The 16,665-nt window shown below is 67.2% G+C and carries 16 protein-coding genes; 10 read left to right on the top strand and 6 right to left on the bottom strand.

Annotated features, from left to right (window positions below):
- Positions 1-88 precede the first annotated feature (88 nt).
- On the bottom strand, positions 89-955 hold the full coding sequence (locus tag NI2_RS04680; RefSeq protein ID WP_067487025.1) for a helix-turn-helix domain-containing GNAT family N-acetyltransferase: 867 nt from the start codon (positions 953-955) through the stop codon (positions 89-91).
- Between the two features lie 102 nt (positions 956-1,057).
- Here NI2_RS04680 and NI2_RS04675 point away from each other — a divergent pair, with 102 nt between their 5' ends.
- The 3 genes from NI2_RS04675 to NI2_RS04665 are packed head-to-tail and all read left to right on the top strand — an operon-like array spanning position 1,058 to position 4,719.
- Positions 1,058-2,389 (top strand): FAD-dependent oxidoreductase, encoded by a 1,332-nt coding sequence (locus tag NI2_RS04675; RefSeq protein ID WP_067487022.1) that lies wholly within the window; start codon positions 1,058-1,060, stop codon positions 2,387-2,389.
- Positions 2,390-2,392: 3 nt separating this feature from the next.
- Complete coding sequence (locus NI2_RS04670) at positions 2,393-3,616, top strand: MFS transporter (protein WP_067486316.1); 1,224 nt, start codon at positions 2,393-2,395, stop codon at positions 3,614-3,616.
- Positions 3,505-4,719 (top strand): flavin-containing monooxygenase, encoded by a 1,215-nt coding sequence (locus NI2_RS04665; protein WP_255284000.1) that lies wholly within the window; start codon positions 3,505-3,507, stop codon positions 4,717-4,719. Before NI2_RS04670 ends, NI2_RS04665 begins: the two co-directional genes overlap by 112 nt.
- 31 nt (positions 4,720-4,750) lie before the next feature.
- On the opposite strand, the gene NI2_RS33540 is transcribed toward NI2_RS04665, so the two are convergent.
- The 4 genes from NI2_RS33540 to NI2_RS04650 form a co-directional block, all read right to left on the bottom strand.
- Positions 4,751-4,894: a hypothetical protein gene (locus NI2_RS33540; RefSeq protein ID WP_157104647.1), complete on the bottom strand. Its 144-nt coding sequence runs from the start codon at positions 4,892-4,894 to the stop codon at positions 4,751-4,753.
- A gap of 241 nt (positions 4,895-5,135) precedes the next feature.
- Complete coding sequence (locus NI2_RS04660; RefSeq protein ID WP_084475905.1) at positions 5,136-6,836, bottom strand: hypothetical protein; 1,701 nt, start codon at positions 6,834-6,836, stop codon at positions 5,136-5,138.
- A complete protein-coding gene (locus tag NI2_RS04655) occupies positions 6,833-8,458 on the bottom strand; it encodes a relaxase/mobilization nuclease domain-containing protein (protein WP_067486310.1) in 1,626 nt (541 codons plus the stop codon). Before NI2_RS04655 ends, NI2_RS04660 begins: the two co-directional genes overlap by 4 nt.
- A complete protein-coding gene (locus tag NI2_RS04650; protein WP_243749894.1) occupies positions 8,455-8,778 on the bottom strand; it encodes a MobC domain-containing protein in 324 nt (107 codons plus the stop codon). Before NI2_RS04650 ends, NI2_RS04655 begins: the two co-directional genes overlap by 4 nt.
- A gap of 608 nt (positions 8,779-9,386) precedes the next feature.
- Here NI2_RS04650 and NI2_RS04645 point away from each other — a divergent pair.
- From NI2_RS04645 to NI2_RS04630, 4 genes are all read left to right on the top strand, one after another.
- Positions 9,387-9,917, top strand: coding sequence for a hypothetical protein (locus NI2_RS04645; RefSeq protein ID WP_067486306.1), 531 nt, complete (start codon positions 9,387-9,389; stop codon positions 9,915-9,917).
- Between the two features lie 88 nt (positions 9,918-10,005).
- Positions 10,006-10,329 carry a hypothetical protein gene (locus tag NI2_RS04640; RefSeq protein ID WP_067486304.1) on the top strand — a complete coding sequence of 108 codons (324 nt, stop codon included), beginning with the start codon at positions 10,006-10,008 and terminating at the stop codon, positions 10,327-10,329.
- A 277-nt stretch (positions 10,330-10,606) separates the two neighbouring features.
- Entirely contained in the window at positions 10,607-10,990 is a 384-nt protein-coding gene (locus NI2_RS04635; RefSeq protein ID WP_067486302.1) for a hypothetical protein, read from the top strand.
- 265 nt (positions 10,991-11,255) lie between these two features.
- Positions 11,256-11,912 (top strand): hypothetical protein, encoded by a 657-nt coding sequence (locus tag NI2_RS04630; RefSeq protein ID WP_067486300.1) that lies wholly within the window; start codon positions 11,256-11,258, stop codon positions 11,910-11,912.
- Positions 11,913-11,960: 48 nt separating this feature from the next.
- Here NI2_RS04630 and NI2_RS04625 read toward each other — a convergent pair whose 3' ends face one another.
- Entirely contained in the window at positions 11,961-13,466 is a 1,506-nt protein-coding gene (locus NI2_RS04625; protein ID WP_067486298.1) for a peptide deformylase, read from the bottom strand.
- A 192-nt stretch (positions 13,467-13,658) separates the two neighbouring features.
- Here NI2_RS04625 and NI2_RS04620 point away from each other — a divergent pair, with 192 nt between their 5' ends.
- The 3 genes from NI2_RS04620 to NI2_RS04610 all read left to right on the top strand — a co-directional run bounded on the left by NI2_RS04620 (position 13,659) and on the right by NI2_RS04610 (position 16,660).
- Positions 13,659-14,858, top strand: coding sequence for a radical SAM/SPASM domain-containing protein (locus NI2_RS04620; RefSeq protein WP_067486297.1), 1,200 nt, complete (start codon positions 13,659-13,661; stop codon positions 14,856-14,858).
- Positions 14,859-14,944: 86 nt separating this feature from the next.
- Positions 14,945-15,844: a hypothetical protein gene (locus tag NI2_RS04615; protein ID WP_067486296.1), complete on the top strand. Its 900-nt coding sequence runs from the start codon at positions 14,945-14,947 to the stop codon at positions 15,842-15,844.
- A gap of 48 nt (positions 15,845-15,892) precedes the next feature.
- Positions 15,893-16,660 (top strand): creatininase family protein, encoded by a 768-nt coding sequence (locus tag NI2_RS04610; protein ID WP_067486295.1) that lies wholly within the window; start codon positions 15,893-15,895, stop codon positions 16,658-16,660.
- The last annotated feature ends 5 nt before the right edge of the window (positions 16,661-16,665 follow it).

Below are 16,665 nucleotides of genomic sequence, written 5' to 3'. Positions count from 1 at the left end.
GCAAACGCCGAGTGAACAGGTGACGATACGACTCCCGCGTCGGCGCCAGCACGGGGCTGTGATGTCCGGTCTTGGCCGAGCTGATGCCTCAAGAACTCGCGTTGCGTCGTTCGAGAAGAACGGTGTCACGCCAGACGCCGTCCCGTTGGGCGATCCGCTCGCGCACCCCCACCGTCCGGAATCCCGCCGAATGGTGCAGGGCGATGCTGGCGCGGTTCTCCGGGAAGATCGCACTCTGCAACGTCCACAATCCGGCGTCGTCCGCAGCCATGACCTGGGTTCGCAACAACGACTTCCCGACCCCGCGTCCGCGCAGGCCGTCGCCGACATAGACCGAGTTCTCGACGACGCCGGCGTAGCAGTCGCGCCCGGAAACCCGGCTCAGGCTTGCCCATCCGACCACAGCGCCGTCGATCTCGGCGATCCAGCGATGAGCGGGCAACCATTGCCCGTCGAGGGCTTCCCGTGCGGGGACCTCCGTGGCGAAGGTCGCCAGACCCGTGGCGATGCCCTCGCCATAGATGCGCAGTACCGCGTCCCAGTCGTCGTCGCGCATCGCTCGAACCGTCACGTCGGCGGGGAGATCCGTTGGGCAGCAGGGCCGCGGAGCGAGGACGCCCATGACCGCGTCGGCGGCATGCGGAAGGCCGGTGCAGCAAGAAGGATTGACCGCGACGACGGTCGAGGTCCCGCTCTTGTGGGTGGTGACGAAGCCGACTTCGGCGAGTTTGCGGACGTGGTGCGACACCGTCGGCTGGGTGATGTCGAGAGCGGCGGTCAGTTCGCGCACCGTGATCCCGGCCGGGCGCGTGGCGACCAGGTGCAGCAGTTGAATCCGGGTCGGGTCGGCCAGGCAGGCGAACCATTCGGCGTAGGTCGTGGCGTCGCCGACGGCCAGCGCGTCGACGCGCGGAGCGGCTGCGTCGCGGACGACGGGCATATCCAGGGACGTCATGGCGGCCATTGTATCGACGTTCATCAATGGTTGCATTCATCGACGACTGTCGATACAGTCGCCCTTGTTAGATCGATGCGTGTCGATGAATGGAGCTTCGAAATGACCGAACTGCCCGTCGTTGTCGTAGGAGCCGGTCCCGTAGGACTGGCCGCCGCCGCCGAACTGCGCGAGCGCGGCGTGGATGTGCTGGTGCTCGAACGTGGACCCCGTGCGGGTGCCGCGGTCGCGGAGTGGAATCACGTGCGGCTGTTCTCGCGGTGGGCCGAACTGATCGCCCCCGCCGCACGCCGCGTGCTCGACGGAACCGGCTGGGTCGCCCCGGCCGACGAGGGTTACCCGACCGGACAGGAGTGGGCGCGCGACTACCTAACCCCGCTGGCCGCCGCGCTCGGCGACGCCGTGCGCTACGACGCCGAGGTCGTCGGCCTTGCCCGCCGTGGTCGTGACCGTGTCGTCGACGCCGGACGCGACAGCGAACCGTTGTCGGTGCACCTGCGCCGCACCGACGGCAGCGAGGAGCGGATCCTCGCACGCGCGGTGATCGATGCCTCCGGCACCTGGGGTGCACCGAATCCGCTGGGCGGAGAAGGGCTTCCCGCACTCGGCGAACGCGCCTGCGAGGTGGTGACCTACCGGGTACCCGATATCGACTCCCCCGCGCAAGCCGAACGTTTCGGTGGTACGCACACGGTGATCGCGGGTGGCGGGCATTCCGCACTAGGCGCGATCGTGGCGCTGGCGCAGCTGGCCGAGCATCGGCCCGGTACCCGGTTGACCTGGGTCCTGCGGCGAGGGTCCGCCGACTCGACCTTCGGTGGCGGCGATGCCGACGAACTGCCCGCGCGGGGCGCGCTCGGACTGCGAGCCAAGAAGGTCGTCGACGCAGGCCTCCTGGAAGTGGTGACCGGATTCCGTACCGGGGCAATCGAATCGGGTAAGGACGGGCGTGTCACTCTCGTAGCCGACGACGGCCGACGCATCGACGATGTCGACAACGTGGTGGCTCTCACCGGATTCCGCCCCGAACTCGGGTGGCTCTCGGAAGTGCGGCTGGAACTGGACCCGGTCCTGCAGGCACCGGTCCGGCTGGCGCCGCTGATCGACCCGAACGTGCACTCGTGCGGAACTGTCTACCCGCACGGCGTCGCCGAACTGACCCATCCCGAACTCGGCGTGTATCTGGTCGGGATGAAGAGCTACGGGCGAGCGCCGACCTTCCTCGCGATGACCGGCTACGAGCAGGTGCGCTCCATCGCCGCCGAACTCGTCGGTGACCACGAGTCCGCCGCACGGGTCGAACTCGCGCTGCCCGAGACCGGAGTCTGCGGTGGCGCAGGCATTTTCGATGATCCGGCGGGCGCGAGCTCGGGTGGTTGCTGCAGCCCGGCACCGGAAGTGCTGACCTTGTCGGCACCTTCTCTCGTCCGCTGAGCGGTGTCGACGACCACCGTTGTCGCGCAGACCGGGTCTACCGATCCCGGTCTGCGCCGACGGGTACTCATCACGCTGTGTCTGACGGAGATCACCAGCTGGGGAATCCTGTATTACGCGTTTCCTGTTCTGTCGGTGTCGATTTCGGCCGACAGCGGGTGGTCGCTGCCGATGATCACCGCCGCGTTCTCGCTCAGCCAGCTCGCTGCCGCGCTCACCGGTATCCCGATCGGTCGTGTCATCGACCGAGTCGGCCCACGGACGGTCATGACGGCCGGCTCCGCGCTGGCGGTGCCCGCACTGATCGCGGTCGCGCTCGCGCCGAACCCGCCGGTGTTCTTCGCGGGATGGGTGGCCGCCGGTGTCGCGATGGGCGCGGTGCTCTATCCCCCGGCATTCGCGGCGCTCACTCGCTGGTTCGGTACCGACCACGTCAAAGCGCTGATGATCCTCACCCTCTCCGGCGGGTTCGCCAGCACGGTATTCGCACCACTCACCGCCACGCTGGTCCAGCACACCGACTGGCGCGCAACCTATCTCACCCTCGCCGTGATCCTCGCGGCTGTCACGATCCCGGCCCACCTGTTCGGACTGACCGGACCGTGGCCTGATCCGCCGGTCGCCGCGTCACCCGCCGACGACGATCACGCGGCGGTGTCGCGCAGTCCCGCCTTCCTGATACTCGTGCTCGCCTCCAGCCTGGGCGCATTCGCCGCGTTCGCCGGGGTATTCAACCTCGTACCTCTCCTGATCGAACGCGGATTCTCCCCAACGTTGGCCGCTCTGACTCTCGGCTTGGGCGGTGCCGGACAGGTCCTCGGACGGATCGGCTACCTACCCCTGATCACCCGCACCACCGCTCGCGGCCGCATCGTCGGAACCTTCGCCTTGACCGCCGTCGCAACCGCCCTGACAGGCTGGGCGACAACAGTATTCGCTCTCATCGCGATCTCGATCGGCGCCGGTGTGGTCCGCGGCATCATGACCCTGGTCAAGGCCACCGCCGTCACCGACCGCTGGGGCGCAACCCACTACGGCCGCCTCAACGGACTGATGTCCGCGCCGGTCGTCATCGTGATGGCGCTGGCCCCGTGGGCCGGAACAGTGCTGATGACATGGACCGGCAGCTATGCCCGCACCTACTTCGTCCTCGCCGCCATCGCCGCCGTGGCCGCCCTCGCAGCCACCGCGAGCATGCCCCGATCGCCGAAACTCTCTGTCTCATAAAGGATTTCTTCATGCATTCGAGCTATGGCGCCGTCGTCGTCGGCGCAGGCCAATCCGGTCTCGCAGCCGCCCACCACCTCCGCAAACGCGGCCTGAGCACCGTTGTCGTGGAATCCGGGCCCGAGCCGGTGGGGTCCTGGCCCCACTACTACGAAAGCCTGACCCTGTTCTCGCCCACCAAATACAGTGCACTGCCTGGTCTTGAGTTCCCCGGCGATCCCGACCACTACCCCCATCGCAACGAAGTGGTCGCCTACCTACGCCAGTACGCCGCAACGCTGGACGCCGACATCCACACTTCACAACGCGTTACAGACGTCGACTACGACGGACAGCTGTTCACCGCCCACACCGACACCGGCCAGAGATATACTGCACCACGGCTGATCGCCGCGACCGGCGGCTTCGGAACACCGACCATCCCACAATTACCAGGCCAGGCCGACTTCACCGGAAATATTCTGCACGCCAGCCGATATCGGTCACCAGCGGACTTCGCCGGTCAGAGCGTGATCGTGGTCGGCGCCGGAAACTCCGCGGTCCAGATCGCGACCGAACTCGCCGAAACCTCTACGGTCACGCTGGCGAGCCGCACCCCGGTCAAGTTCGTCCCCCAACGACCGTTCGGTCGCGACATGCATTTCTGGTTCACCGTCAGCGGCCTGGACACGTTGCCAGTCGGCCACCTGATCGGTGACCCACCCACCGCACCGGTATTCGACTCCGGCCGCTATCGTGCAGCGCTGTCGGCGGGAAAACCTCTGGCACGGGAGATGTTCACCGGCCTCGAGGCCGACACAGCGATATGGCCGGACGCTACTCGCTGCAGAGTGGACACGATCATTCTCGCCACCGGCTACCACCCGAACCTCGGCTATCTCGCCGGCCTGGGCGCGCTCGACGACACCGGCAAACCCTTGCACCGCCAGGGAGCCTCGACCACTCACCCGGGTCTGGGATATCTCGGGTTGGAATGGCAACGCAGTTTGTCCTCGGCGTCCCTGCGCGGTGTGGGCCGCGATGCTCGTCGTCTTTCCGCACATCTGGACACGGTCGTGAGCCGAAAATCGTCGGCAAGAAACGAGATACGCCAGCGTCGATAGACGCGGGTCTCGATCGCGACGGGATAAGGGGTCACGCGCAGCGGACGTGGCGCGCCAGGCTCTCGACCCGCTTGGCGATGTCGGCGTAGGCGGTGTCGAACGCGATCTTCTTCGCCGGATCCGACCGGGTCGGGGATCGACCAGTGCAGTGTCGGAACACCAGGGAGTTCCTCATATAGGCACGGTCGCATACCGTCACCACAAGGTCACCGTCGGTGAGGACGTCAGCGATTCGCTGTGTGGGGAGCCCGGGACCAACGCCAGCTCGTGGCGCTGCGCGACGCGGACCGCGCCCGGGTTGATTCGGTCAGCCGGATTAGTTCCCGCCGATGCCACGGGGAGCTCGTAGCCGCAGCACCACAACGCCGCGGCCACGTCCCACTTGACGCGCGCGCCGAGTCCTCGACGCGCGCGACCTAGTGACTCCGGCCTCTGTTAAGGGTGGGCGCCGGAGCAGGTTTGGCTGGCGGTGGGGTGCGTCGATGGGACCTAGCGTTCGTCTTGTCCACCTCGGGCGGGATCAGCGGAGCTTGGGCCGCCGCTGACGCGGCAAGCACCACCTCGTGCTGTTGGTCGTCGATCACGGTGTCGTCCCGCGCGGCACCGCCGCTATGGTCGGCCGCGTGGGGCGTCCCAGCCTGCCGTTTCGGTGCCTCGGCAAACTTGACGGTGATGGCGGTGCCCTCCCCGTCGACGGCGAACACCCTGCTGCCGTTCGCGTCGGCGAACTGCGTAGCAGTTGCGTCGTGACGGGAATGCTCGTGATCGTCGGTGGAGGTTGCGCCGTACTGATCCGCCTGTGCCCGCGCCTGGTCGGCGTCGCCGTCGAGGATGCCTGGATACTTGCGTGCCAGCAGGGCATCGAATTCGTCGTTGATCTCGCCCACCAATTGGGCCGCGCGCGCTCGATCGAACGGCGACTCGGGGTCAGCGGTGGTGAGCCATTCCTCGGCGACCAAACGGCGGGCGTCGTCCTCGCTGCGAGCGTGTGTGCTGGAGGCATTGCCCTTCTTCGCGGCTTCCCGCATCGTCCACGCGGCGAACCCGCTCGGTGCGCGGACCTGTCCACTGCCGAAGTCGATAGCGGCGACCGACTCGATCAGCATCTCCGGGTCGGCCCCCTGCGCGGTGAGCACGGTGTACTGGTCCTCGGCGACCTGCCAGCGTGGGTCATCGAGAATCTGGTCGGGCACACGGCCGCGCAGTCGGTCCGCCAGAGGTGTTGCGGTGCGCTGATTCTGCCGATCGCTGTCTTGTTCACCGGACTCGGTTGTCGCCTTGCCGCTGCCGGTTCCGCGCCCGGGGGCCGTGCGAGATTGCGAGCGCCAGCGTCGGACTACGTCGTCCTCGAGACTGCGGCGGCCTTCGGGGGTGTCGCAGTTCGCGTACTCGGTCTCCCAGTTGTGGGCCCATTCGGGGTCGTGCTGCTTGAGCCATCGCCGTGCCACTCCCACGGCTGTACCGGTCCTGCCGCCCGTGGCGTCGACCCATTTGCGGATGATCTCGTTCTCATCGAGGCGTCGACCGTCGATGGTGTCGGCGGCGGCATAACTCTGCTCCCACCAGCGGTACCAGTCCGGTTCGTGTTCCTTGGCCCACGTGCGCGCCTGGGCCAGCTCGACGTCTCGCAGGGTCTGGTATCGGCGAGGCCGGGAGGTGGCGTGTAGTTCGTCGGTGTTGCGCCGCAGATCGTCGACCGCTTCGGCCGAGCCGTTCTTGCGCAGCCAGTCGACGATTCGGTCGGCGAGTTCTTCGGACCCGAACACGGCCTCGGTGTGGTTGTCCGTCCAGCCGGCCTGTACGCCGAAACGCCCGTGCGAGAGCGGGGCTACGCGGATAGTCATTCCGGTATCGGGGTGGCGTTCGGCGCGAATTCGCCCCTCCCTCTCCGCGGTGTTCCATTCGTCGGCATCGAGGTGGCTGAACTTGGTGACCGCGTGGCGATCGAGGACCGCGTTCTTGCGGGCAACGTTCTCGGCGTCGTCCCACGCGGAGCGGCCGCGCTGCTCGCGCAGTTGGCGGAGTACTCCGGACAGCGTGCGTGCTGCCAAGGCGATACGCATGGTGTCCTCGCGGGGGATGCCCATCACGGGCGGTTCAATGACTGGCTGGTTCATCGTCGGTGTTCCTTTCTTGTTGGGTGGCGCGGTGATTCACGGACCCCGCGTCCTGCGGGATGTTCGGGGCGGACGCCCGGTCGAGCAGCGGGGCCGGGCTGTGGCGCGGTGGAGGTGTGCGAGGTGCTCGCCGGTACGCGCTGCGGTGGGAGTTGACCGGGGACGGTGCCGGTGGCTTCACCGTGGGCGCGGACGAGGTCTGCGGCTTGGCGGGCGCTGCGGGCGGCGGTGATGCGCCGGTTCTGTTGATGCCATGCCGCGATCTCGAGCAGCAGGTCGGCGACGGCGAGGCCGAGCTGGACAGTCGGGTCTCGTTGCAGACCACGCCCGGACAGCATCCGAACTGCTGCGAGGTCGCGCGAGATCGCACGGAGTTCGGCGGCGAGTCGCCCGGCGGGGACGGCGGTCAACCCATGCCGAGTGCGCGCCGCGCGGTCGAAGGCCCATGCTGCCTGCGAGAGCGGGCCCTGGCGCGCGGCACCATCGGCGATGGAGGCCCAACTGCCGATGACGTCGTGCAATTCGCGGGCCACCGTCGCGATATCGGATCGCTCGGCGCGCACGGCAGTGGTGACCTCCCGCACGCGTTCGGCGCTGTCGGCCAGCACCGTGTGCGCCTCGCGGGCTGTCGCGGTGATGGCTGCGGCGTCTGCGATGCCGGAGGGTGCGGGCGGGGTCGTCGACCAGCGGGCGGTGACTCGTGGCCAGGACATGTCCGCTCCGAGATGTCGGCTGGGCGCGAAGTAGATGGGCTCCCCGGTCTTGGCCGACACGTCGCCGGGAGCCGCGACTGCCCATCCCGTGATCTGCCCGGTGCCGTCGTGCTTGAGGTCGACGAGTACGCCCGCGTCGCGGAGCCGGGCGAGGAACTCGTCGGTGGTGGTCGCGACAGCGGCCGACTCGGTGATCATCTGGCGTAACTGGGTCCGCGCCGCGGCACCAGGTGTGGCGCGCAGCATGCCCTCGTCGCCGGCGGACTGACGACGCTGGGCCTTCTCCTGTTCGCCGCGCGTCGGGGTCGGTACCGCCATCGGGTCGTTGATGGCGGTCAGCCGCAACCCGAGCGCCTCTTCCCAGCGACGGGCGACTCGGCGCACGGCTTTCCAGTCGTTGTCGGGATAGAACCGTTTGCCGGTGTCGGCTCTGACCATCACGGCCGCGATATGGATGTGGTCGTTGCCGTCGACAGATTTTCCGTGGTGCACCGCGATCCACCGGCACGCCCCGGCGGCGCCCGCTTTCGCGATGCCGGTCTCGTGCAGCATGTCCTCGGCGATGCGACGCCAGGTCTGTTGGTCGAGTTCGCCGTCCTCGGCACCGATCGCGACGGGCAGGTGCCAGATGTAGCCGTGCTTGGTGTAGCCCGGTTGGCCGGGCTCGGGCTGTTGGGTGGGCAGCCCGATCGCCTCCGAGAGCGCGGTGACCTGTCCGGCGAGCTTGCCGATCTCGCCCGGCGCGAAGTCGCAGTCGCCGGGCCCGACCCACAGCGGTTGTAGGGCGTCGGGGTCGGACTGCCACGCCGCGATTACCCGGGGGTTGGTGTGCTCGTTGTGCGTGCCTGGCGAGAACAGATACCGGACAAGTCGCCGCCCGTCCCATCCCCGGATCGCTTTGCCGATCACACCGCACCGTGCCGAAGTTGTTCGACCAACCAGACATCGATGCGGCTGTTGATCTTGCGGGTGTAGGTCAGCACGGCGTCAGCGTTGTCGCCGAGTTCGCCGGTGGAGTTCGCGTGCTTGGCGACATCGTTCACGTTGCCCGCGACGTTGCCGAGCAACCGGCGTAGCTCGCGCACCTCGGCGATGAGGATCTCCACTTGGCCGCTGGTGCGAACTATCGCTCCATTGCGCTTCGCGGCGAACACCCGCGCCGCTCCGACGGCGGCCTTGGCGATGAACGCGCCGGGCCGCAGTCCGACCGTGGCCGCCGCCGCGGTCACCAGCGCCCATTCGGCCGGCGCGTACGTCGACCGTCGACTTATCGACCGCGGCTTCGCCGCGTGGGGCCGATGGCCCTGCCCACTCTTCGGAGGCACTTCTCGTCCCTTCGCCTACCGAGCGCCCAGCGGCGCTCTCCGGTCCGGCAGCCCCCTGCCGGACCCGCCGATGTCTTCACCCCGCAGGGATGGAGACATCCGAGCCTCTAGATCCTCTAGAGGCTTTCGATACATTCAACCACTTTGAGTGTGTCTTGCGCCCACCCCTGGGCGCAACCCAAAAGTGGCCACTTTTGGGATATCTTGCTCACCCGAATCGCCGGCCGGGGGGCTTGCGGTTCACGATGTTCGCCCCAGCGAACGCATCGACGCTCGCGCGCGGGACCGGTGCGCGACAGGACTGCCCGCCTGAGCGCTCGGCCAGGTCAACCCACGCCGCCCGGTTCCGACTGCACACCAGTCCCCCAACCGAACAGGCGGCAAAACCGACCATCGACGCACATCCTCCGAGTAACTTTTCGCCTGTGACAGCCCGCTTTCATCTTTCGATACTTTCGATACACTAGGGGTCATCGGTCCATTAGCAATCACCAAGCAAGGAGACACCGCCCATGGTGAAGAAGACAGCCACCCACGCCTTGACCGCGTATCGACGCGTGGTCATCGACGACGACATGGAGACCCGCATCGGCGAACTCGCGGTAAAGGTCGGCGAATGGCAGCGCGCATCCGAGAACCGCGAGGCGGAGACGGCACGGCTGATCGCCGACGAGGAGTCCGCCGAAGCCGCCGTGGCAGCCGCCTACGCGGCGGCTACGAACGCTGGCGCCGAACCGGACGCCCTGGAACGGATCGGCCTCAAGCCCACCGCCGCACTCCGCGCAGTGGCCAAGCGAGCAAAGACCAGACCTCAACCCCGCCCGTCCCAGACATCAACCACCGCCGCCAAGGCACCCTTGACTCCGCCGTCGCCAGAGAAGGTCGACGCCGAGGCCGCCTCACTGGAGGTCTCGGCCGCGCCGCGCGCCACACCGCAATCCGATCCGGCTCCCAGCGGTTCTGGGGGTCGGTCCGCCGACACCAAGACGACGAGGGGCGCTGCCGACACGAAAACAGCGTCCGGCACCCGGACACGGAGTTGACGAACGCGCCGTACCGGCACCCGCGCCCAGGCGGTCCAGTACGGCGCATTCGAGCGCTCGACACTCACCAAGAAGGAGAACCCTCGTCATGGCGCGCATCACCTACACCCACTACACCGACGACGGGACCAAGCTGTTCGGGATGTTCCACAGCGAGCAGGCCGACGAGTTCGAAGCGCTCACACCGCTCGCGGATGGCCGAATCCACAACGAGTACCTGTATCGCACCGATACCGTCGGCTGGATACTGAATCGCGTTCTGACCGACGAAGGCGGCGCGGACCACAGCGTCTACGAAACCGTCTCCGAGGGTTTCGCGCGCCGGTGGCTCGCCGACAACGACCTCCACGACGAAGCGACGCGCCGGTTCGGCCCCGAATCAGGGGACGGCCCTCAGTCGTTCCCTCGATGAGAAGGTCGGCCTCCCACGCCCCGGTCCGAGTTGACGCTCCGCCTCACGCGGCGACGCCCGGGCGCTCTCGATCGACGAGCATGCGGTATCAATCCCTCCGCGCCGCCCGCGATCGGCGCGATTGCGACTGACTCTCCGGCCAGACCAGAAGGAATCAGATCCACCTCCGTGCAGCAGCCCGACCGACTCACCTTGCATTCGCCAGAATATCGGGTAATATATGACATAGAGGATTCGGGCCCGGACACCCCGACCTCTTCGATCCCACTCGCACAGCATGAAAGGCATTCCGATGTACCCACCCCTGGCAGTAGTCGCGAATCACGATCGCTTCTACGTGAACTTTTCCAGCGTCCCGCCCGGCCAGAGCCGGTGGCAGATCGAGGAAATCGACTTCACTTCCGAGGACGAAGCACGTGCCTGGGCGGCAGAGGAGGTCAGCTCCTCGGCGCGGGTTTCCGGTTCCGCGTGGGACTTCCGCGCCGAACTCTGGCTCATCCCGGCAGGCGTTCACCTCGACAAGAACGACGAAACCGAGCGCGTGCAGGCTCTCGCGCACGCGACCTGGGACCACCTCGCCAAGGCCGTGGTGTGGACCGATGGCGTCCCCGACGACTGGGACAACGACGACGAGACGGACGAGCCCGAGACCGGTCGCTGATGCTCGCGCACCCCACCACGCCGGGACGGAAACAGGACACTTCCGTCCCGGCGTTCTTCCACTCGCAGTCCTGGAGGGCTCTATGTCTGCTTTCATCACCGCACGACTGGCGTGCGCCACGGATATCGACGCTCTGCTCGACCTGCTCGATGAGGCCGAACCGCGCGAGCGCAGATGAGCACCGCAACACCGTGAAGTCCCGGCAGGACCGGACACCCCGCCGCTGCACCACCCCCACTCGCACTCCCAGACGAAGGGAACAGCTATGCCCTCCGCCAACTTCGACGCCCTCGTCGCTGAAGCACGGACACGATACGCACCCGAGTTGTTCGCCCTGGCCGCGCTCGGCTACGACGCACAGATCCGCGTCGTCGGCCACGTGAACATCTCCCTGCCCGGCGGCGAAGTGCGGGGCGTGCCGGTCGAACTGCTCGTGTGCAACGGCGACGGACTGGTGCTCGACGAGGACAACGCCGCTGACAGCACCGACTGGTGCGCTGCGGTCTACTCCCGCCTCGACGGCTCTCCGCTCGACATCTTCTGCTACGGCAATACCGCCGTAGCAGCCGTGCAGGCCGCCACCGCACTGTTGGACGATCCAGTCCGCATCGCGGCTCGCTCCCTCACCGGCAGCTGGCACTTCGCGATGCTGCCCGCCGCAGCACTGGGCGACCCGAACCGCGAGGCAACCTTGCTCGCACCGCTCACCTCCGACGGGCTGATACCGACCAACGTGATAGTCCTCGAGGACACGCCCGCCTGGACTCAGGGCTGCTCGACGCATTCAGACTGCCACCCGGTCGAACGCGACGCGGCAGCGTTCACTCATCGCGATTGCGCGCACGACCGACTCACGCACTGGAGTAAGTACGGCCTCGTCGACGACTGGTGGGCCAGCTGGACCGGTGGAGGGCCGGTGTGATGTCCGGCAACACCGATAGTGCGCGGGCGTGGTTGTCCTGCCCGATGGTCAGTAGGCCCAGGCTGTGCCGGTGCCCCGGTACTGCTCAACAGAGATCGGCTCCACACCAGGCTTCATATGGTCGAGGTAGAGCGTTGCGTGCAGGTGGTCGACTTCGTGCGCGACCAGGCGTGCGACTCCGCGCTCGAACACCGCGATTCGGGTGTTGCCGTCGATGTCGGTGTGCTCGACGTGGATTGTCAACGGGCGCGGTACCCGTCCGCGCAAGTCGAAGAAACTCAGGCACCCCTCGTACTGTTCGTCCTCGCCGCCGCCGGTCTCCACGATGCGTGGATTGAACAGGGTGATCGTGTCGCCATTGGGGGTGCGGACGATCGCCGCGGCCCTGCTGATGCCGATCTGCGGGGCGGCGATGCCCATCCCTTTGCCGAACACGTGGGCTTGGGCAACTCGCTGTGCGGCTGAGTTGAGTTCGGCGATGACACGGCGTGCGTCTTCGGCCTCGGCGGGTAGATCGAACGGGCGCGCGACCTCGCGCAGGATCTCGTCGCCTTCCTGCGCGATGCCCAGGCCGGCCATCACCTTGCTCGGCGGCGTGCGTTCGTCGTCGCTACGTCCCCGGAAGTCCCACTCGAGGCGGTAGCGAGCATGCAGTGGCGGGTGGTCGGTGGACCAGGAGTACATGTGTCGTCCCTGTTCGACCTGGTGGGTGATGGGTGTGCGGAACGGCTGACCTTCAGCGGTCATCGAGGTCTCGAGTCCCCAGACCGACGGTTCGAGCGCGGCCGGGAAATCGAGCCGGACCGACAAGCGGTTGGTCGGCAGCCGGACCGCACGCTGAAACCAGTTGCCCCAGTGGGTCGCCGAGACGGTGTATTCGTAGTCGATCCAGCACGCTTGGCCGGGGTAAAGCGGAAAGTGGCGTCCGCTGTCGGGTTCGCTGAACATCAGCCAGACCTCTTTGAACGCGTCACGGTCGTGGTGGGCCGTCCACGTCATCGGCTCGGTTCTGTTTTCGCCGTACCACGCGTGTAGGTCGATCTCTTCCCAGGTCAATGGGTTTTCCTGGTAGAGCTGGTTGGACCGTTCGGGGTCACCGGGGTAGCGGTCTACCGAGATCCTGATCAGGTAACGGGTGATGGGGTCGGCCCCACCGTTGATCAGACGCCGCCGCTGGCGCAGCCGGTAGTTGAGCCCATCGAAGGACAAGCTCGCGTCGTCGTGGTCGACCACGAGCGACCCTGCCGAGTCGCTCGGGTCGACAGCGATGGGAGCGCGGACCGTGCCTGGTCGGGCAGCGACGAACTCAGCGAACGCGGCTCGCAGCGCACCGCCGGCTTGCAGTGCCGATTCGGCGCGCCCAGCGAATCCCTCCGAGGGCTTCTCGGTGCCGGACTCGATCTTGGACACGTACGGGCGGCTGTAGCCCAGCTTGGTGGCTAGCGCACGCCGCGACAGTCCACGGACATCGCGCCAGCGGCGCAACTCGAGCGCGAAGACGTTGACGTGCGTGTCCGCGGGTTCGTTGGCGGGCGAAGTTCCGGCCGAGGTCACTGTCGGGCGCTCCTGTTCGCGGGGGTGTGCGTGTGCGTGAGTACCCCGTGAGTATGAGCCCACTCTGTCGAAACAGCCTGCACCCGTGGGGAAATTGAACGCACTTCGACACGGCGATCGGTTCCCGCTTCGGCGGACAGCTGATGTCGGAACGGCCAGCCTCGCGTGGCACAACCAGACAGGTGCGCTCACATGACTCCACTCCCCAACTCGGTACAGACCTCGCCATATCTGACTCGCGTCGACCCCCGCGCGCCCTCACCGGTGCGCTACTTTTCCGATACGTTCGGCCCGACCTCCCCCGACAACGGGACTCCGACCGAGGGCGCGGTGTTCGGGATCGTCGGCCTGGACCGCCGCATCGACTGGCACACCGACCCCCGCATGCTCGAACTGCTGATCGCCAGCGCCCGTCAGCCCCTCGGCACCGCGGAGCTCGCGCACCGGTTCGGCGCGGACCTGGTCGCCGAAGCCGCAGCACGGCACTGGATTCAACCGCCAGAACAGTTGTGCCGGGACTACCGGCTGGTGTCGGGGGAGATCGAAGTGACCGCCCACTGCAACTGGGGCTGCCGCAGCTGCCCGGTGGCCGTGGACCCGAAACCCCGGCAGACGATGCCGATGGACCTGTTCACCGAGATCATCGTCAAGCTGGTCGAGCACGGCTCGATCGACTACGTGACCTTCCAGTTCTTCAACGAACCCACCCTCGACCGCTACTTCACTGACCGCATCGAGGTGTTGGCCCGCTACGGGATGCCGTTGGCGCTCTACACCAACGCTTCCGCGCTCACCGGCGACAAGATCGAGACCCTGCGCCGCTCGGGGGTGCTGCGCACGATGGTGGTCAACCTACCCAGCGACGACCCGGCCGAGTTCGCCGATCTGACCGGTTCGGCCAGCTACGCCCACAGCACACGAAACGTGGAAGCCGCACTGGCAGCGGGCCTTCCGGTGCAGATCGGCGTCAACGGCGTCGGCGAGCGCCTGGCGCTCAACCTCGACGGGGTGGCGCGGCGCTACCTCCCGCTCGGCGCGCAGGTCACCGCGAATCTGATGTGTGACCGGGCCGGTGACGTCGGGGGCGAGTTCGCACAGAACCTGCTGATCGACGGACCGCTCACCGGGTGCGGGTATCCGGTTCATCACGCCAGCTTCAGCGTCGGCGGGGACCTGTTCTTGTGCTGCAACGACTACTACCAGCGCGAACGGTTCGCCAACATCGGCGAGGGCTCGATCCACGAGCTGATGACCAGCGATGCCGCGGTCACCGCGCGGCGCAAGGTGTTCGGCGTCGCCGTCGCCGAAGACGACTTCGTGTGCAGGCGGTGCCACAACCAGACCCTCGACTTCGCTTGCCGCGACTTCCGTCCGATCGCGACATTCGGATGAGCGGGCCAACGACGAGTTCTCAACGGCCGGTGCGGATCTGGTACGTCGCCGCACAAAGACTGTGCAACTTTGGCTGCACCTATTGCGTGTCGACCGGCGACTGGGCCAAGAGCAATCGTGAGGACTGGCGGGCTCCGCAAGACCGCGACACCTTCGCCGCCGTCGTCGACTGGATCGGCACCCGCCCGTTTCCGGTCGACGTCCGCCTCGGCACCCTCGGCGAACCATTCGCCTCACCGGTATTCCTCGACCGCGCCGCCTGGCTCACCCACCAATCCGGCGTGCGGTTCGTCGAACTGCTGTCCAACGCCTCACTGATCGAACGCCGTCTGCCGAAACTGGAACCCCACGCCAACCTCGGCAAGCTCTCACTCTGGCTGACCTGGCACGACGGACAAATACCGTTGGAGAAGTTCATCGCCGCCGCCGCGTTCGCCCAAGAAACCTACGGCTGCTTCGTCGTCGTGAACGCCCTGTTATTCGCCAACCACGACACCACCACCATCGCCCGCGTCAAAGCCGCCGCCGAAGCGGCCGGGCTCCGGTTCAACCTCGACCTCGGCTACGACCCGTCTGTGCCCTCGGACAACTCCACCAGCAACGATGCCGCGGCCGCGGTGCCGGTGCTGCGCGGCGGCGGCAACGTCCTGGACGTGGTCGCTGCCTGTGGTGGCGATACCGAACTCACCCGTGTCGCCCTGACCGGGCTGACCTCGCCCCAGCACCGGGCGTGCCGGGCCGGCTCGGACTACGTGTTCCTCGACATCCACGGCGATGTCTACCGGTGCTCGCGCTACGCCACCCTCGGCAAGCACCGCTACGGCAACATCCTCGACCCCGACTTCGAGCTGCACCTGCGCGAGAACATCTGGGCCCCGTGCGAAGCAGCCTCCGGGTGCGCCAACAAAGAGGACTTCCTCAACCTGCGCCTGGCCGAGCACCTACGCCCGTCGGTCGTGCCCAGCCTCGGCTGGACCGACGCCTAGCACCCACCGATCACCCTCGATATCCGCTCTTATGCAAGGAGATTCACAATGCTGCTCGCCGAGATGACCTGGCCCGACTTCGACGACCGCGTACAGCGGGGTCGCGCGATCCTGCCGATCGGGGCCATCGAACCCCACGGTCCGCACCTGCCATTGGGCGCGGACACGATGATCAGCGACTACTTCGCCGACCGCCTGGCCGCCGACATCGATGCCTGGATCGCCCCGTCGATCGGCTACGGCGTCGCCACCCCGTCTCAACGCCTCGGTGGAACCTTCCCCGGTGTCATCGCCGTCAGCGGCTCGACATTCACCTTGCTCGTCACCGAGATCGCGTCCGCGCTGGCCGAACACGGTGTGCGACAACTCGTCATCGTCAACTCCGCCATCGACAACCTCAGCTTCCTGTGCGAAGCCGCCCGCATCGTGACCGCCGCACACCCGGGTACCCGGGTCATCATCGTGCACTGGTGGGACGTCGTCGGCGAAGGATTCCGCAACGCCCTCGCCACAGAAACCGGAGTCGCCCGCAGCGACGACCACCACGCGGGCATGGTCGAATCCAGCCTGGTCATGCACGTCGCACCCGATACCACTCGCCCCGAACTCATCGACACCGACTCAGCGGGGCCAGGAGCGCGCCGGTTCAGCTACGACGTGTTCCCACTGCCCGCCGACGCCGCGACACCGTCGGGCATCGTCTACACCGCCCACAATGCCAGCGCCGAGATCGGCGCCCGGGTCGCTGACCAGGTCGCCCGCGAGATGGCGGCCGCAGTACGGCTCGAATTCGGCATCGACGGGGCGGGGGCGTGACCACG

The organism is Nocardia ignorata NBRC 108230 (assembly GCF_001612905.1).
GTDB classification, from domain to species: domain Bacteria; phylum Actinomycetota; class Actinomycetes; order Mycobacteriales; family Mycobacteriaceae; genus Nocardia; species Nocardia ignorata.
The sequence above is the reverse complement of the archived record's forward strand: the minus strand, read 5'-3'. Positions and strand labels throughout refer to the sequence as shown.

What these genes read in the sequence shown, in the direction of transcription:
- NI2_RS04680 (WP_067487025.1), bottom strand. Translation starts at nt 955, where the DNA reads ATGACGTCCCTGGATATGCCCGTCGTCCGCGACGCAGCCGCTCCGCGC.
- NI2_RS04675 (WP_067487022.1), top strand. Translation starts at nt 1,058, where the DNA reads ATGACCGAACTGCCCGTCGTTGTCGTAGGAGCCGGTCCCGTAGGACTG.
- NI2_RS04665 (WP_255284000.1), top strand. Translation starts at nt 3,505, where the DNA reads ATGGACCGGCAGCTATGCCCGCACCTACTTCGTCCTCGCCGCCATCGC.
- NI2_RS33540 (WP_157104647.1), bottom strand. Translation starts at nt 4,894, where the DNA reads ATGAGGAACTCCCTGGTGTTCCGACACTGCACTGGTCGATCCCCGACC.
- NI2_RS04660 (WP_084475905.1), bottom strand. Translation starts at nt 6,836, where the DNA reads ATGAACCAGCCAGTCATTGAACCGCCCGTGATGGGCATCCCCCGCGAG.
- NI2_RS04645 (WP_067486306.1), top strand. Translation starts at nt 9,387, where the DNA reads ATGGTGAAGAAGACAGCCACCCACGCCTTGACCGCGTATCGACGCGTG.
- NI2_RS04640 (WP_067486304.1), top strand. Translation starts at nt 10,006, where the DNA reads ATGGCGCGCATCACCTACACCCACTACACCGACGACGGGACCAAGCTG.
- NI2_RS04635 (WP_067486302.1), top strand. Translation starts at nt 10,607, where the DNA reads ATGAAAGGCATTCCGATGTACCCACCCCTGGCAGTAGTCGCGAATCAC.
- NI2_RS04630 (WP_067486300.1), top strand. Translation starts at nt 11,256, where the DNA reads ATGCCCTCCGCCAACTTCGACGCCCTCGTCGCTGAAGCACGGACACGA.
- NI2_RS04620 (WP_067486297.1), top strand. Translation starts at nt 13,659, where the DNA reads ATGACTCCACTCCCCAACTCGGTACAGACCTCGCCATATCTGACTCGC.
- NI2_RS04610 (WP_067486295.1), top strand. Translation starts at nt 15,893, where the DNA reads ATGCTGCTCGCCGAGATGACCTGGCCCGACTTCGACGACCGCGTACAG.